This is a genomic window from Halalkaliarchaeum sp. AArc-CO (assembly GCF_024972735.1).
GTDB lineage: Archaea > Halobacteriota > Halobacteria > Halobacteriales > Haloferacaceae > Halalkaliarchaeum.
Genome location: NZ_CP087723.1, coordinates 2,663,288 through 2,677,705 on the forward strand (window position 1 = coordinate 2,663,288; position 14,418 = coordinate 2,677,705).

17 protein-coding genes are annotated in these 14,418 nt (G+C 65.4%); 10 read left to right on the plus strand and 7 right to left on the minus strand.

Annotated features, from left to right (window positions below; genetic code table 11):
* Window positions 1-15 precede the first annotated feature (15 nt).
* Window positions 16-1,716: a 2-oxo acid dehydrogenase subunit E2 gene (locus tag AArcCO_RS13935; protein WP_310562228.1), complete on the plus strand. Its 1,701-nt coding sequence runs from the start codon at window positions 16-18 to the stop codon at window positions 1,714-1,716.
* A 6-nt stretch (window positions 1,717-1,722) separates the two neighbouring features.
* Here the strand turns inward: AArcCO_RS13935 and AArcCO_RS13945 are convergent, their stop codons facing one another.
* The 4 genes from AArcCO_RS13945 to AArcCO_RS13960 all read right to left on the minus strand — a co-directional run bounded on the left by AArcCO_RS13945 (window position 1,723) and on the right by AArcCO_RS13960 (window position 5,999).
* A complete protein-coding gene (locus tag AArcCO_RS13945; protein ID WP_259534100.1) occupies window positions 1,723-2,748 on the minus strand; it encodes an NAD(+)/NADH kinase in 1,026 nt (341 codons plus the stop codon).
* 38 nt (window positions 2,749-2,786) lie between these two features.
* Entirely contained in the window at window positions 2,787-3,788 is a 1,002-nt protein-coding gene (locus tag AArcCO_RS13950; RefSeq protein WP_259534101.1) for an alpha-ketoacid dehydrogenase subunit beta, read from the minus strand.
* On the minus strand, window positions 3,785-4,819 hold the full coding sequence (locus AArcCO_RS13955; protein WP_259534102.1) for a thiamine pyrophosphate-dependent dehydrogenase E1 component subunit alpha: 1,035 nt from the start codon (window positions 4,817-4,819) through the stop codon (window positions 3,785-3,787). The genes AArcCO_RS13950 and AArcCO_RS13955 overlap by 4 nt, the downstream gene beginning before the upstream one ends.
* A gap of 193 nt (window positions 4,820-5,012) precedes the next feature.
* Window positions 5,013-5,999, minus strand: a complete 987-nt coding sequence (locus tag AArcCO_RS13960; protein ID WP_259534103.1) for a GDP-mannose 4,6-dehydratase — start codon at window positions 5,997-5,999, stop codon at window positions 5,013-5,015.
* Window positions 6,000-6,091: 92 nt separating this feature from the next.
* Here AArcCO_RS13960 and AArcCO_RS13965 point away from each other — a divergent pair, with 92 nt between their 5' ends.
* The 4 genes from AArcCO_RS13965 (at window position 6,092) to AArcCO_RS13980 (ending at window position 10,454) form a co-directional block, all read left to right on the plus strand.
* Window positions 6,092-7,768: a GAF domain-containing sensor histidine kinase gene (locus AArcCO_RS13965; protein WP_259534104.1), complete on the plus strand. Its 1,677-nt coding sequence runs from the start codon at window positions 6,092-6,094 to the stop codon at window positions 7,766-7,768.
* 122 nt (window positions 7,769-7,890) lie between these two features.
* Window positions 7,891-8,361, plus strand: coding sequence for a pyridoxamine 5'-phosphate oxidase family protein (locus tag AArcCO_RS13970; RefSeq protein WP_259534105.1), 471 nt, complete (start codon window positions 7,891-7,893; stop codon window positions 8,359-8,361).
* 155 nt (window positions 8,362-8,516) lie between these two features.
* A complete protein-coding gene (locus AArcCO_RS13975; RefSeq protein WP_259536458.1) occupies window positions 8,517-8,990 on the plus strand; it encodes a type IV pilin domain-containing protein in 474 nt (157 codons plus the stop codon).
* A gap of 258 nt (window positions 8,991-9,248) precedes the next feature.
* Window positions 9,249-10,454 (plus strand): BamB-related PQQ repeat family beta-propellar protein, encoded by a 1,206-nt coding sequence (locus AArcCO_RS13980; protein WP_259534106.1) that lies wholly within the window; start codon window positions 9,249-9,251, stop codon window positions 10,452-10,454.
* Window positions 10,455-10,516: 62 nt separating this feature from the next.
* On the opposite strand, the gene AArcCO_RS13985 is transcribed toward AArcCO_RS13980, so the two are convergent.
* The gene (locus tag AArcCO_RS13985; protein WP_259534107.1) at window positions 10,517-10,786 is read right to left on the minus strand and encodes an amphi-Trp domain-containing protein; all 270 of its coding nucleotides are present in this window, start codon (window positions 10,784-10,786) and stop codon (window positions 10,517-10,519) included.
* 275 nt (window positions 10,787-11,061) lie between these two features.
* Between AArcCO_RS13985 and AArcCO_RS13990 the strand changes: the two genes are divergently transcribed.
* The 5 genes from AArcCO_RS13990 (at window position 11,062) to AArcCO_RS14010 (ending at window position 13,744) form a co-directional block, all read left to right on the plus strand.
* Entirely contained in the window at window positions 11,062-11,307 is a 246-nt protein-coding gene (locus AArcCO_RS13990; protein ID WP_259534108.1) for a PRC-barrel domain-containing protein, read from the plus strand.
* 95 nt (window positions 11,308-11,402) lie between these two features.
* A complete protein-coding gene (locus tag AArcCO_RS13995) occupies window positions 11,403-12,206 on the plus strand; it encodes a DUF7847 domain-containing protein (RefSeq protein WP_259534109.1) in 804 nt (267 codons plus the stop codon).
* 42 nt (window positions 12,207-12,248) lie between these two features.
* Complete coding sequence (locus AArcCO_RS14000; RefSeq protein WP_259534110.1) at window positions 12,249-12,476, plus strand: hypothetical protein; 228 nt, start codon at window positions 12,249-12,251, stop codon at window positions 12,474-12,476.
* Between the two features lie 546 nt (window positions 12,477-13,022).
* Entirely contained in the window at window positions 13,023-13,394 is a 372-nt protein-coding gene (locus tag AArcCO_RS14005; protein WP_259534111.1) for a MarR family transcriptional regulator, read from the plus strand.
* Entirely contained in the window at window positions 13,391-13,744 is a 354-nt protein-coding gene (locus AArcCO_RS14010; protein ID WP_259534112.1) for a type II toxin-antitoxin system PemK/MazF family toxin, read from the plus strand. The genes AArcCO_RS14005 and AArcCO_RS14010 overlap by 4 nt, the downstream gene beginning before the upstream one ends.
* 147 nt (window positions 13,745-13,891) lie before the next feature.
* Here AArcCO_RS14010 and AArcCO_RS14015 read toward each other — a convergent pair whose 3' ends face one another.
* Together AArcCO_RS14015 and AArcCO_RS14020 are read right to left on the minus strand one after the other, a co-directional pair.
* Window positions 13,892-14,098, minus strand: coding sequence for a type II toxin-antitoxin system HicB family antitoxin (locus AArcCO_RS14015; RefSeq protein WP_345780892.1), 207 nt, complete (start codon window positions 14,096-14,098; stop codon window positions 13,892-13,894).
* A 5-nt stretch (window positions 14,099-14,103) separates the two neighbouring features.
* Entirely contained in the window at window positions 14,104-14,253 is a 150-nt protein-coding gene (locus AArcCO_RS14020) for a hypothetical protein (RefSeq protein ID WP_259534114.1), read from the minus strand.
* Between the last annotated feature and the right edge of the window lie 165 nt (window positions 14,254-14,418).

Sequence of the window (14,418 nt, forward strand, 5' to 3'; positions counted from 1 at the left end):
TCACAATCTCGTGGTATGGGATACCTCGTCAAGATGCCGAAACTCGGCATGGAGATGTCGCAGGGAACAGTCGTCGCGTGGCTCTTCGAAGAGGGAGACGGCGTCGAGGCGGGAGAACCGATCGCGGAGATCGAATCAGAGAAGACGACCGCCGAAATCGAGGCCCGCGAGGACGGCGTCCTCGGGCGGATCCTGCTCGCGGAGGGGGAGACCTGCGAGCCGGGGGATCCGATCGGGATCGTCGTCGGCCCGGACGAGGACGTCGCCGAGTTCGAGGCAGCGATCGGAGGAACTGGGGACGGCGATCTGTCCCCGGACGCGGAACCTGCCGCAGAGTCCACCACGGACGGCGAACCGGAGGAGATCACGGCGGGCGAATCGGGAGCCGACGCCGAGTCTGCTGTGGACGTGAAAGCGACCCCGCGCGCCCGCAAGCGGGCCGAGGAACTCGGCGTCGACCTCGTGGGGATCGACGGGACCGGTCCAAGCGGGGCAGTGAGCGCCGACGACGTCGAGGCCGCCGCCGAGGGAAAAGAGGAGTCCCCCGACGAGGAGACAGCCGAGAGCGCCTCGGAGGCGGCCGGCCTCACCGTCAGCGAGGAGCGCACCTTCGGACAGATGCGCCGGACGATCGCAACGCGGCTCGGGGAGAGCTACCGCGAGGCGGTCCACGTCACCGAGCACCGCCACGCCGACGCCGAGGCGCTGCTTTCTGCGGCCGACGTCGCCGACGAGGAGCTCGGGGTCGACGTCTCCCTCCCGGACGTCCTGCTGGTCGCGCTGTCGGCCGCTCTCGAAGAGCACCCCGAGTTCAACGCGACGTTCGAGGACGACACCCACCGGCTCTACGAGGAGCACAACGTCGGCCTCGCGGTCGACGTCGAACAGGGGCTGTTGACGCCGGTGTTGCGCGACGTCGGCTCGCTGTCGCTCGAAGAGATCGCACAACGCCGACGCGAGCTCACCCGGCGCGTACTCGACGGCGAGTACGACATGTCGGACCTCCAGGGCGGGACGTTCACGGTGACGAACCTGGGAACCTTCGGCATCGAGCAGTTCGACCCGATCATCAACCCCCCACAGATCGCGATCCTGGGGGTCAACGCGATCGACGAGCACGCCGTACGTGGCGACGACGGCGTGACGTTCCGCCGGCAGCTTCCCCTCTCGCTGTCGTTCGATCACCGGGTCGTCGACGGCGCCGACGCGGCGCGGTTCCTCGAGACGCTCGTCGAGCACGTCGAGAACCCCTGGCCGCTGTTGCCCGACGCGGTGTCTGTGACCGCCGACGTGGCGACTTCGGGCGAGGCGGTCGAACTCCCGGAGCGAACCGTGAGGACGCATCTCCGGGAGGATCTCTCGGGGTGGATCGCGGCCGGCTCCTTCGAGTGGGAGTTCGACGTCACCGAGAAGTTCGGCGGCAGCGGCGGCCCGACGCCGATCGACTACTACCTGGGCGCGCTGTCGTCGTGTCTGGCCTCCAGCATCGGCATCCAGGCTGACATCCGCGACGTGGAACTCGAGGAACTCTCCGTCGAGGCCGAGGCTGCTCCAGCGGAGGGTTCCGTCGAATCGCTCGCTGCCCGGGTGACGATCGACGGCGACACCGACGACGAGACGCTGGAACGGCTCGTGGAAAACGGCGAGCGAACCTGTCACGTCGCGGAGTTGCTCCGCGAGGACGTCCCGCTCGAACTCGGCTGGGAGCGTCCCTGACGATCGCTACAGATCAGTTACGAACGCCCCATCGCGGGCTGCAATCTCGAGCGTTTTCACCGACCCGATCAATCGCGGCCCGTCAGTTCGCACAGTGAGATCGACGGTGGCGTTCGTCAGTTCGAGGTCGCGCTCGCCGTCGACGGCGAGAACACCCTCCTCGATCGTCGTCGACAGCGTCTCGCCCGGGTCGAGCCGGTGACGCTCCCGAATGCCGATCCGTTCGACCACCCCGGGGGCGACGATTCCCCGGAGGATCCGCTCGGGCTGTGGGTCGGTCGTCGCGTCCGTCTCTCCAGCGAACCGCAGCCCGATCCCGCCGGGATCGTCGGGGGCGTGTTCTCCCGCGGCGCCGGCGATCCCCGAGAGGCCAATTTCGCCGGGAGACGCCCGCGAGACGACGCCGATCCGGTAGGCCGTAGCGTCGAGGATCGCCCGCGTCCCGACGAACGGCTCCGCGAGAACGCCGGCGGTCGCGAGCCCGCGCTCGGTCCGGTCGGCCTCCCCGCGCACGCTCGCCTCGATCCAGCCGTGGCGGTACGTCACCGCGTCGGGATCCACGCGACCGGTCGCGACCAGCCCGGCCGCGATCCCGGCGACGGTTCCGTCGACCGAGTCGGGGACCACGTTGTTCGTTCCCGTCGAGATCGCAGCGACCGGCACCTCACCGATCCGGAACCCGACGTCGGCGGTGGTGCCGTCACCGCCGAGGACGATCGCCGCGTCGGCGATCTCGGCGAGCCGTTCGGCCGCGCGATGGGTGTCCTCGCGGTGGCCGGTCGCGAGGGTGTCGAGTTGTCGGACAGGGATCCCCTCGGCGTTGTCGACGATCCGGTCGGCGATCGAACTGACGGTCGGCATCACGAGCGCCTCGATCGGCTCCGCGAGGGAGGCGAGCCCGGCGAGGGCGCACTCGGCGGTCCGGCGCTTCGCGTAGTTGTCGCTGACGGCGGCACCCCCGACGAGCCGCCGGATGTCGCGGCCGGCCGCGGGGTTGACGATCAGCCCGACGGTGGCTGGCTCCCCGGTCACGATCGACGGTCGGTCCCGGGAGTCGACGAATGAACCACTCAGATCACCCGATCGATCGCCTCGCGGACGTCCTCGCCCGTGGGGATCACCTCGTCCTCCAGGGTCGGGCTGAACGGGACGTGCGTGTCGGCGATGCCCACGCGCTGGATCGGCGCATCGAGGCTGAAGAACTCCTCTTCGACGATCCGCGCGACCACCTCGGCGTGGGTGCCGTACGACAGCGGGCTCTCGTCGGCGACGACCAGCCGGCCGGTCTTCCGGACGCTCTCGGCGATCGTCTCGGTGTCCAGCGGGTACAGCGATCGGGGATCGATGACTTCGAGGTCGGCCTCGTCGGCCATCTCCTCTGCAAGATCGAGCGTCTCACCGACGAGCCGCTGGGTCGCGACGACGGTGACGTCCTCGCCCTCGCGTTCGATGCTGGCCTCGCCCAGCGGAACCGTGAAGTCGGGATCGGTCGGAACCTCCCCTTCCTGCTCGTAGATCACCTTGTTCTCGAACACCATCACCGGATCGTTAGACCGGATCGCCGACTTGAGCAGCCCCTTTGCGGCCGCCGGCGTTCCGGGGGCGACCGCCTTGATCCCCGGGAAGTGCGCGAACCACGTGTGGACGGTGCCGGAGTGCTGGCTGGCGGCGCGCTGGCCGCCACCCTCGGTGGTGCGGATCGTCACCGGCATCTCCGTCTTCCCGCCGAACATGTAGCGCATCTTCGCCATCTGGTTCATGATCTGTTCCATCGAAACCCCGAGGAAGTCGGAGAACATCACCTCGACGACCGGCCGGGAACCGGTGGCTGCAGCCCCGACCCCGGCGCCGACGAAGCCGGCCTCGCTGATCGGCGTATCGCGGATCCGCTCTTCGCCGAACTCCTCGATCAGGTCGCCGGTGACCTGGAAGACGCCGCCGAACGTGCCGACGTCTTCGCCCATCACGAACACGTCCTCGTCGCGGCGGAGCTCCTCGCGCATCGCCTCCCGGAGCGCCTCCCGGACGGTCATCGTCTCGGTCTCACCGGCGGTCTCGAGTCCGGTGCTCATCGGGAATCACCCCCGTCGGCGCGGGGCAGTTCAGCGAATGTTGCGATCTCCGGTGCAGGTTCCGCGAACATGTCCTCGTAAGCCTCGTGTGGTTCGGGCGGGTCGGCTCGCTGTGCGCTGTCGACTGCCGCGTCGATCTCGGCGTCGATCTCCTCCCGGATCGATTCGAACTCCGCGTCGGTGAGCTCTCCGCGATCGATCAGCCGTTGTTTGAACTGGTCGATGGGGTCCCGCTCGCGCCAGGCCTCGATCTCCTCCTCGTCGCGATACGGCTGATGGTCGCCCTCGAAGTGTCCCTCGTAGCGGTAGGTGTCCGCCTCGATGAACGTCGGCCCGTCGCCGGCGATCGCCCGCTTTCGAGCCTCCGCGACGGCCTCCGCGACGGCGGTCACGTCCATGCCGTCGATCGTAAAGCCCGGGATGTTGTACGCCTCGGCGGTCTCGCTGAGGTTCTCGACGTTGTGCTGTTTCTCCATCGGCGTCCCCTCCCCGTACTGGTTGTTCTCGACCAGGAAGATCGCCGGCAACCCCCAGGTCGCAGCGAGGTTTATCGACTCGTGTACCTGCCCCTGTGCGACCGCCCCGTCGCCGAAGAACGCCAGCGCGACCCGGTCTTCGCCGTTCCGGTGAGCGGTCAACGCCGCCCCCGTCGCGAGCGGCGGGCCGGCCCCGACGATGCCGTTCGCGCCGAGCATCCCGGCCTCCACGTCGGCGATATGCATCGATCCGCCTTTGCCGTTGCAGTAGCCGTCGGCCTTGCCGTACAGTTCGGCCATCATCCGCTCGGTGTCGAGCCCCTTCGCGATGCAGTGGCCGTGGCCCCGGTGGGTGCTCGTGATGTAGTCGTCCGATTCGAGCGCGGCGGTGGCCCCCACGCCGACCGCCTCCTCGCCTTTGTACAGGTGGACGAATCCGGGGAGTTCGCCGTCCGCGAACAGCTCCCCCGCGGTGGACTCGAACGCGCGGATCCGGTACATCCGTCGGAGCGCCTCGATGCGCCCCTCCTCGGTATCCATGTCTATCGGTGGCATACACCAATACATTGGCCGCCATGAGGTAAGACAATTATGTAAATATTCGATACTGTCACGTTTCGATAGTATTTGACGAAACCGAGCTCGAAAGGACCCGATAGCGGCGTTTGATATACAACATCCTCAGAAATGAGGGATTTAATATATAATATCCGTGGTGATACGATCCGGAACGCCGTCCGCTCGATCGTCAGGAGTTCCGGACCAGCGGGTCGTACCAGTCCTCGTTTCGGCGGTACCAGTCGATGAACTGCCGGACGCCCTCGCGGATGTCGACGGTGGGTTCGTACTCCAGCAGCTCGGTGGCCTTCGAGACGTCGGCGTGGGTGTGTTCGGCGTCGCCTTCCCGGGGGTCGTCGTAGACGATCTCGAGTTCGGGGTCGATCTCGTCGCGGACGACCGCCGCGAGCGTGGTGATGTCGATGTTGTCCGTGGAGCCGACGTTGAGGATCTCCCCGTCGGCGCGGTCGTCGGAAAGCAGCTGTTCGTTGACCCGGCGGACGTCGGTGACGTAGGTAAAATCGCGGGTCTGGGTGCCGTCGCCGTAGATGACGGGCGGTTCGCCGTGGAGACACCGGGAGACGAAGTTCGTCATCGCCATGTTGGGGCGCATCCGGGGGCCGTAGACGGTGAAGTAGCGCAGAGAGACCGTCGGAAGTCCGTAGCGCTCGTAGTACACGCGGGCGTACTGCTCGGTGGCGAGCTTGGAGACGCCGTACGGGGAGACGGGGGTCGTGGGGTGCTCTTCGTCGTACGGGAGGTACTCCGGCTTGCCGTAGACGGACGAAGAGGAGGCGACCACGACCCGATCGAGGTCGTGTTTCCGGGCGGCCTCGAGGAGCTCGATCGTACCGTCGACGTTGTAGCGGTTGACCTTCTTGGGTTCTTCGACGCTCTTGCGGACCCCTGCCTGGGCCGCCTGGTGGTACATGATCTCGGCGTCGGCAACGAGTTCGTCGACGGTTTCGGCGTCGGTGATCGACCCCTCGACGAGCTCGTAGGAGCCGTCGCCGTCCTCGGCGGCGCGTCTGGCTGCATCGACGTTGTGTCGCTTGATTCCGAGGTCGTAGTACGGTTCGAAGTTGTCGACGACGGTGACGTCGTGACCCTGGTGGACGAGCTGTTCGGCGACGTGACCGCCGATGAAGCCGGCTCCCCCAGTGACGAGGACTCGCATGGCTGTGTAATGTGTAGGTGGCGTACAAAAAGCGGGCGCTTCGCCTCTCGACGTATCAGTACATCTACGGTGGACGATATTCTACGGGGAATATGACCGACCGACGGGACGAAGGCGACGGGACGTTCGATCGAAACGCCGCGTATTCGCAGCTCTACGAGGTGATGCAGTCGGAGGCGTCGCTGAACACCCGTCTCGAGGCGGCACTCGAGGTCGGCGCGTCCGCCTTCGACGTGGAGATGAGCTACATCGCGGAGATCGACCGCGAGGCGGGCGACTGGGAGATCGTCCTCACGAACTCCCCGAGCGAACGACCGGACCCGATCGGGCTTCAGGAGGACCTCGAGAACACCTTCTGCAGCCGGACGATCGAAGAAGAGACGACGATCGCGTTCGCGGACGTCGCCGACGTCGGGCTGGAGGATCACCCGGCGGCCGTAGAGTACGGCATCAGCTGTTACCACGGGGCCCCGATCCTGGTCGACGGCAAGACGTACGGCACGGTCTGTTTCTCGTCGCAGGATCCCCGGGCGAAGCCGTTCACGGAAGCGGAAAAGTCGTTTACGCACCTGCTGGCCCAGATGATCGGTCACGAGATCGAACAGGCCGACTACGACCGCGAACTCGCCGAACGGGAGCGCGAACTCAACGAACGGGAGGAGATCTACCGTGCGCTCATCGACGCAAGCTTCGACTTCGTCTTCCGGCTCGACCTCGACGGGCGGTTCGTCCACGAGGTCGGCGGTCGGGCAGTCCACGACACGCAGTCGATAGACGCGTTTCTTGGGTACGGCGACGAGGGGCTCGACGGAACGCCGATCACGGTCGCCCATCCCAATCAGGAGACGACCGACTGGGCGTGGTCGCTGTTCGACCGGGTGCTGAACGGCGAGACGGTCGAGGCGCGGTACTTCCCGCTGGAGACGAACTCGGGAGAGATCGTGTATGTGGACCTCCGGGGTGCGCCGATCTACGACGGCGACGTCCCCCCGGAGGAGCGGTCGCCCGAGGACATCGTCGGGGTCCAGGGGACCGCCCGGGACGCGACCGAGCGGAAGCGACGCGACGGGTTGATAAGCGTCATCAACCGCATCCTGCGGCACAACCTCCGGAACGACGTGGGCGTGATCGACGGCTACGCCGAACTCCTCGAGTCGAACGTGAACGACGGCGAGAACGCGGCCCTGGCCGGACGGATCCGGACCGCCGCAGACCGGCTGCTCGATCTGAGCGAGACCGCACAGAAGCTCGAGGAGAACGTCGACGCGCCCCCGGAACTGCGACCGGTAGACGTCGTGCCGGTACTCGACCGGGTGGTCGAGCAGATCGACGCGACGTATCCCGACGCGGAGATCACGGTCTCGGGACCCGAATCGGCCGTCACCGAAAGCGCCCCGCGGATGGAGACGGCGCTGTGGGAACTCGTGGACAACGCCGCAAAGCACACCGGCGAGTCTCCCGCGATCGACGTCGACGTGGCCATCGAGGGGACCGGGGAGGCCGACTCGTCGGCGACGGTGGTGATCACCGTCGCGGACGACGGTCCCGGGTTGCCGGAGATGGAGCGGTCGGTGCTGGAGGCCGGCGAGGAGGAGCCCCTCGTGCACGGCCAGGGGCTCGGGCTCTGGCTGGTGTACTGGATCGTCACGAGCCTCGAGGGCGACGTGTCGGTGGCCGACTCCCGACGGGGAACAACCATCCAGGTGCGGTTGCCGGCGGCGGAGGGGTCGGCGGAGTCGTCCGGGCCGACGTCCGGCGAGTCGTCCTGAACCGACGCCTGGAGGTCCGGACGCGTCGGATCGAACCCTCCCGGACAGTACGCCGAGGAAGTGATACCTGTCCAATACGACGGTAACAACCACTAAGCCCGTGGAACGCCAGTGTACAGCATATGATCGACCGGCCACCGAGCGTTGGCAACGTGATGAGCGAGTCGGACGCGCGGGCGTTGCTCGAAGAATCCTTCACCGGCGTGTTGAGTCTGGGTGCCGGGAGTCGAGGCTACGGCGTGCCGATGTCGTATCACTACGACCTGGACCAGGATCGGATCGTCGTGGGATTCGTCAACGGCTCCGGGAGCAAGAAGGAGGCGTTCGTGGAGGCGGGGGCCGAGGTGACGCTGACGGTGTACACCATGGACGACGTCGACGTCTGGGAGAGCGTCGTCGCGACCGGGACCCTCTCTCCCGTCAACGGGAACTCGATCCCCGAGGAGTTCGTGCCGGTGTTTTTTACGCGGGATCCGGAGTCGGTAGACCAGCGGGAGTGGAACGATCTCGACGAATGGGAACGCCAGTGGTACGAGATCCGGGTGCAGGACGTGTCCGGACGCCACAGCGGACAGACGCCCGTTAGAGAGTAGCGGTACCAGGGAGCATTCTCACAGCTGATATTCGAGACGACGGGGATATATGATCGCCGACGCAACTTGGTTGTAGCCACCGCGAGAGGGGTAACGCGTCGACGATCGCGTCGGCTGGGGGCGCTTCCCCTTTCGGTGGGATGGACACACGACAGATGCAACTGAAATCATTTGTAACGGAAAAGCGAGCAGTATCGCCGGTCATCGGGGTCATTCTCATGGTCGCGATCACCGTCATTCTGGCGGCCGTGATCGGGACGTTCGTGCTCGGCCTGGGCGATCAGGTCGGGGACACGGCGCCGAACGCGAACTTCGACGTCGACGTCGACGACGAGGAACAAAATGTCACGTTCACGCACTCGGGCGGGGACCAGATCGACCCGAGTACGCTGAAGTTTACCACGTCGGGGGATGTCGGGCTTAATGATAGTACCGACCTAAGCGCTAATTCCCATCACGATGAGAACGGTGACCTCAACTTAGGAAATATCACCTTCGACCAGATGTCGGCGGGCGACAGCCTCACGGCTGAGCTGGACGACAACGACGGAACCGTCAACCTCGTCTGGGACTCCGGCGATCGGTCGTCGATCCTTCGATCGGTCGACGTGGCCTTCGGATCTAATTAACTGGGGATCTCTTTTCGAGGACTTTTCACGACGTTACGGACGGAGCCGAGCGTGTGATAATGATTATTGTAGCGATTTACCGGTCGATCGGCCACCCGGTGGGCCGATCGTCCGGTTACGGCCTACAATAATCATTATGAGAGATGGAAGGAAGTTTTGGCTAGCGAACGCGCTCCGGACGGGCCAACACACCCCATCCCTCAAATGGCCACTGAACCTTACGCCAGCGGTTTATAAACGCGCCCGGTAGGGGATGGTGTGAATAGACGGACGTTCCTCGCGACAGTGGGGGTCGGCGGGGCAGCCCTGACGAGTGGCTGCCAGGGACTCGCCGGCGACGACAGGCTCGAGTGGCGGTTCGAAACCGGCGGCAGCGTGACCTCGGTTCCCGCCGTCGACGACGGGATGGTTTACACCGGGAGCCGCGACAGGTCGGTGTACGCGATCGAGAGGGACTCGGGCGAGGAAGTGTGGCAGTTCGAAACCGACGACGGTGTCGCCGGCTCGCCGACGCTCGCGGGCGACTACCTGTACGTCGGCAGCTGGGACGGCCATCTCTACGCGCTGGATCGCGAGGCGGGAACCGAACAGTGGGCCGTCGACGTCGGCGGATACGTCGGCGCGACGCCGACGATCGGCGAGAGGGGCGACGAGGGCGGCGAGGGCGGCGACGGCGACGAGGGCGGCGACGGCGACGAGGGCGGCGACGGCGACGAGGGCGGCGACGGCGGTGAGGGGGGCGACCGAGACGTCGTCTACCTCGGTAGCGGCGGTCGGGCGGTGTACGCGATAGACCGGTTCGAGGGCGAAACGCTGTGGACGTTCGAGGAGCCGACCGACGTGGTGCTCTCGACGGCCGTCGTCGATCCGGATCGGAACCGCCTGTACGTCGGTGCCAACGACGGTACCCTGTACGCCATCGGGACCGGCGGCGCCGGCGGGACCGACGGCACCGGCGGGACCGACGGTGCCGGCGCCGGGGAGCTCGCGTGGAAGTACCGGACCGGCGACGCCGTCAACTGCACCGTCGCGCTGGAGGAAGAGCTGGTGTATTTCGGGAGCTACGACGGGGCCGTGTACGCGCTGGATCGGGAGACGGGCGACCGCGAGTGGGCGTTCGAGACCGGCGACCGCGTGCAGTCGTCACCCACTGTCGCCGACGGGACCGTCCACGTCGGCAGCGCCGACGGGTCGGTGTACGCGATCGATCGGTTGACCGGCGAGAAGGAGTGGACGTACGACACCGGCGGCACGATATACAACTCGGCACCGGTGCTTTCGGGGGACACGCTTTACGTGGGCGGCGCCAGTGGATCCGGGCGCGTACACGCGCTCGACAGGGATTCCGGCGAGGAAAAGTGGCAGTTCGACACCGACGGTACCGTCCACGACTCGCCGACGATCGCGGCGGGGACGCTGTACGTCGGGAGCAACGACGGCCACCTGTACGCGGTGTCGATCTGAGTCGCAGCCGCGACCAGGTCGGGTCGGTTCCGTCGCCGAAGAGTGCAACCACGTCCTCGATCTCACCCCGTCCAGCGGATCTCGTACTCCAGTTCGTAGCGCTCCTCCCCGGTTTCCGAGTCGGTGAGGCGTTCGAGCTCGACCTCGAACAGTGGGGTGTCGGGGATCTCGACGGTCGTCGCGTCCCCGTCGCCGTCCAGTCGGACCGTCCCCGCCCCGATCTCCTCGGCGGCGACGAGCGCCTCGGCGATTTCGGCTCTGGATCTCGGTTCCTCGGTCTTGAAGAGTACTTCTTCGGGGATCGGTTGATGGTCCGTCCCGAGTGGACACATATGTATTATACAGTTGTCATTCTATGAGGACAGCGATCCGTTCGGGGAGACGTGCGAAGTCGGAACGGTCGGCGGCAGGCGGGGAAGGCGTCATCGCATACACACACCCACCGTCCGACGAGAGAGTTCTCGCACGGTCTCCTCGAGTTCCGTACATCCGTTCGTTCATCTAGTGCGCCTGTTGGCGGCTGGCGTCCGCCTCTCGTCGACGAATAGCTACAATCGACGTTTCACCGTTCGTCGAGACTATACCGGCCCCGACCGACCCCTACAGTATGTCCCCGATCTTCGCCTCCGAACTCGCAGGCGACCCCGTGATGACGACCGAGGGGGTCGAAATCGGAACCCTCGAAAACGTGACGGTGGACCCCGAAACCGGTACGCTCGATGCGTTCATCGTCGTCCCGAACTCCGGACGGATCGACGCGTTCGACCGCAACGAGGAGGGTCAACTCCTCGTTCCTGCCACGAGCGTCAAAGCACGGAGTGATTACCTGCTCGTCGAGCCCGACGGTGGGTGACATCCGTATCCGCCTGAAGGCGGAGAAATCCCGATTGCGACACTCGGTTAGCAGCTCGGGAGTAGCTTTACGACGATAGCGAACGAGGGAACTGCATGACCGCCCTGAACGCCCTCCGTCCAGCGGTCGGTGCACTGTTCCGAAACCCGATACTGGTGGCCCTGGTCGGCCTGTTCGGCCTCCTTCAGCTCCCGCAGTTCGCGTTGCAGCCGTCACAGCCGCTCCTGGCCGCCGCCGTCTCTCTCGGGATGACGGGCGTGTTGCTCGTGGTCATGCCGTTCTTCCAGGGAGGACTGCTCGGCATGGCCGACGAGGCGCTCGGCGGCCGAACCGGCCTGGGGACGCTCGTCGCCGAAGGAAAGGCCAATTACGTGAGACTTCTGATCGCGTATCTCGCGGTCTTCGCGGTGAACGCCGTCCTCGGGTTCGTGGTGGTTTTCGCGGTGATTCTCGGTGTCGCCAGTCAGTACACGGGCGATGGAGGGACCAACGTGGTACTCCTCGGGATCGCCGCGGTCCTGGGACTGCTGTTCGCGCTCGCGTACTTCCTGGTCGCGTTCTTCATCCAGTTTTACGCCCACGCGATCGTCCTGAGCGACACCGGCCTCGTGGCCGGATTCAAACACAGCGTCGGCCTCGTCCGCCGGAACCTGGTGAGCGTTTTCGGGTACACGCTCGTTCTTCTTGCGGGAAGCCTCCTCTTCGGCGGGGTCGGCGGCATCGCCTCGATGCTGTTGTCGCCCCAGCCGACCGGCTCCCCCCTCCCACTGCCCGATCTTTCACTCCCCCTTCTAATCGGTGCGGCGATCGTCTACGTGGGTACGCTGGCTATTCTCGGCGCCTTCTACGCGACGTACTCGGTTGCATTCTATCGATCTCTCGATAGGAGGTCGTGGTGAATCCAACTCCTTGATCACTTTTAGTGCCCATGGACACTTTTAGTGTCCAGTATCGGTAACGCGGGATTCGATCCGTGGTTTCAGCGATCCCTTCGTGACGAGATCGGCGTCTCGATAGCCGAACTGTTCACGGCGCGTTCGGACGACGACGATCATCGGGAGGCGTTCGCCGACCGGGAACGGGAGTTCGCGACCGCACGGCAGAGCGGAGACCGTCGAACCCGATCGCTGCTCGCGGACGGTTCGAAGGTGACGGAGCGAGCCGACTGATCGGGATCACGGAGGACGCCGAATCGGAACGGGACGCGTTCGACTGACGTCTTCGGTTTCGGTGGTGCGAACGGGGAATGTTCGGTCGAGTCGAAACACGTGACTCGGTCGCTGTTCCGACCATCTCGAAAGCCCCCGGCGTCTCGACTCCCGGGATCGCGGCTGCGCTCCTCGCTTCGCTGCGGTGCTTGCCGGATCCGGGTTCGCCGAGACGCCGGCCCCTTTCAGTCCCACCCGGCCGGTCGGACGGGCCAGCCATCGCTTATCTGAACGCTGTTTGTCCGAGTTGTTCGAGGGGGTATACGGCAGGCCGACCAACGGACGCTCACGACGAGGATCGTCCGCGACGAGGAGGTCCGTTCGGGATCGCCACGGATCGACGCCACCCGGATCACCGTCCTCGACGCCCGAGGCGGGACTGGATATCTCTCGCGTCGACCGTGTCCAGCTCCAAACGGAACGTCAGCTCAGTATCATAGCCTACAGTATTTTCGTAGCTTTCACTGCTAACGCTTTTCACGGTGAGCGACGTACATCCAATCAGCGATGTCCATCGATCGAGAAACCTTCGAAAACACGAGCGAGGACGAACTCGAGGAACTCTCCGTTCCCGACCAGGTACTCGGGTTTCTCGCTGCTCACGAAGATCGCGCGTTCAAAGCGCGCGAGATCGCCTCTCAAATCGGCATCGACGAGGGCGCAGTCAGCACTGCACTCTCCCGGTTGAAGGACCGCAGCCTCGTCGAACACAAGGCGACGTACTGGGCAGTGACCGACGACACCGACCGACTCGAGGGGTATAGCGGCTACGAGCGGGCGACTGCCCTGTTCAACGAGCAACTCGGAGCGGAGGACCCGGAGTCGTGGCGCGAGCACGCTCCCAGCGACCCCCACCCCAGCACGGAAAACGAGCAGTGACTGACGAAAAAGCGGCGCCGACGTTCGATCGGGGCGATGTCATCTATGGCGACGATCCGTTCAAAAGCGAAGCGGCTGCCCGCCCGTGGCTCGTTCTCTCGAACCACGAGGGGCGTCCGTTCCATGGCGAGCAGTACATCGCGGTGACGTTGACGTCGAAATCGTGGATGGATGGACTCATCGACATTCCCGAGGAGAGTTGGCTTCGTGGTGGGACGCCAGACGAGAGTCGGATCGTTCCGTGGGGCGTCCAATCGATCGATCACGAGGACATCGATTTCTGGCAGGGCCGTCTGGAAGGCGATCTCGTCGACGAAGCAGTCGCCGCTCTCGTCGAGGAACTACAGTAGCCAGTTTTCGGGACTCGTTCGTTTCTCTCCGGTCACGGGATGGGTGTACTTCAAGATCGCATGATCGCCGCGCGTTCGGTCGTGCCGATATCCGAACTTCAGTAGCACGGAAACGATTTCCTCGCCGGAGAAATCTCGAGAACCCATCTATCGGCGTTCGAACCACGGCGCGTCGGGTTCGGGAGCCGACGTGTCCTCGGCCCGGGCCCGTCTGGTTTCCGCCACCGCCTGGTCGAGGTTGGCGAGGGCCTCCTCTCGCGATGGCCCCTGGCTCGCAACGCCCACGTCCTCGTCGATGGCCGACCACCACCCGTCGTCCTCCTCGACGAGACGAATTTCGCGACCGGTGCTCAGACGGATCACTTGGTCGGAATATGGGATAAGCGTTCGGTCCGGGATTTCTCGAGTGCAGGCGACAGCCGACCCTCCGACGGTCGACTCAACAGGAAGCCCTCCACGTGGTCGGCGGCGAGGACGACGTCTCGATGGCCGAACTGTTCACGGCGCATTCGTTCGACGACGATTACCGGGAGGCGTTCGCCGACCGGGAACGGGAGTTCGCGACCGCACGGCAGAACGGAGACCGTCGAACCCGAGCGTCCCGAACACGACCCTCTTGCACACGACCCTCTTGCACATAACCCTCTTGCACACGACCGTCCTCTCGAATGTTT

Bases quoted from the DNA above. Each gene is read 5' to 3' on its own strand.
- AArcCO_RS13935 (WP_310562228.1), top strand. From the start codon at position 16: ATGGGATACCTCGTCAAGATGCCGAAACTCGGCATGGAGATGTCGCAG.
- AArcCO_RS13950 (WP_259534101.1), bottom strand. From the start codon at position 3,788: ATGAGCACCGGACTCGAGACCGCCGGTGAGACCGAGACGATGACCGTC.
- AArcCO_RS13955 (WP_259534102.1), bottom strand. From the start codon at position 4,819: ATGCCACCGATAGACATGGATACCGAGGAGGGGCGCATCGAGGCGCTC.
- AArcCO_RS13960 (WP_259534103.1), bottom strand. From the start codon at position 5,999: ATGCGAGTCCTCGTCACTGGGGGAGCCGGCTTCATCGGCGGTCACGTC.
- AArcCO_RS13965 (WP_259534104.1), top strand. From the start codon at position 6,092: ATGACCGACCGACGGGACGAAGGCGACGGGACGTTCGATCGAAACGCC.
- AArcCO_RS13970 (WP_259534105.1), top strand. From the start codon at position 7,891: ATGATCGACCGGCCACCGAGCGTTGGCAACGTGATGAGCGAGTCGGAC.
- AArcCO_RS13975 (WP_259536458.1), top strand. From the start codon at position 8,517: ATGCAACTGAAATCATTTGTAACGGAAAAGCGAGCAGTATCGCCGGTC.
- AArcCO_RS13985 (WP_259534107.1), bottom strand. From the start codon at position 10,786: ATGTGTCCACTCGGGACGGACCATCAACCGATCCCCGAAGAAGTACTC.
- AArcCO_RS13990 (WP_259534108.1), top strand. From the start codon at position 11,062: ATGTCCCCGATCTTCGCCTCCGAACTCGCAGGCGACCCCGTGATGACG.
- AArcCO_RS13995 (WP_259534109.1), top strand. From the start codon at position 11,403: ATGACCGCCCTGAACGCCCTCCGTCCAGCGGTCGGTGCACTGTTCCGA.
- AArcCO_RS14005 (WP_259534111.1), top strand. From the start codon at position 13,023: ATGTCCATCGATCGAGAAACCTTCGAAAACACGAGCGAGGACGAACTC.
- AArcCO_RS14020 (WP_259534114.1), bottom strand. From the start codon at position 14,253: ATGCGCCGTGAACAGTTCGGCCATCGAGACGTCGTCCTCGCCGCCGAC.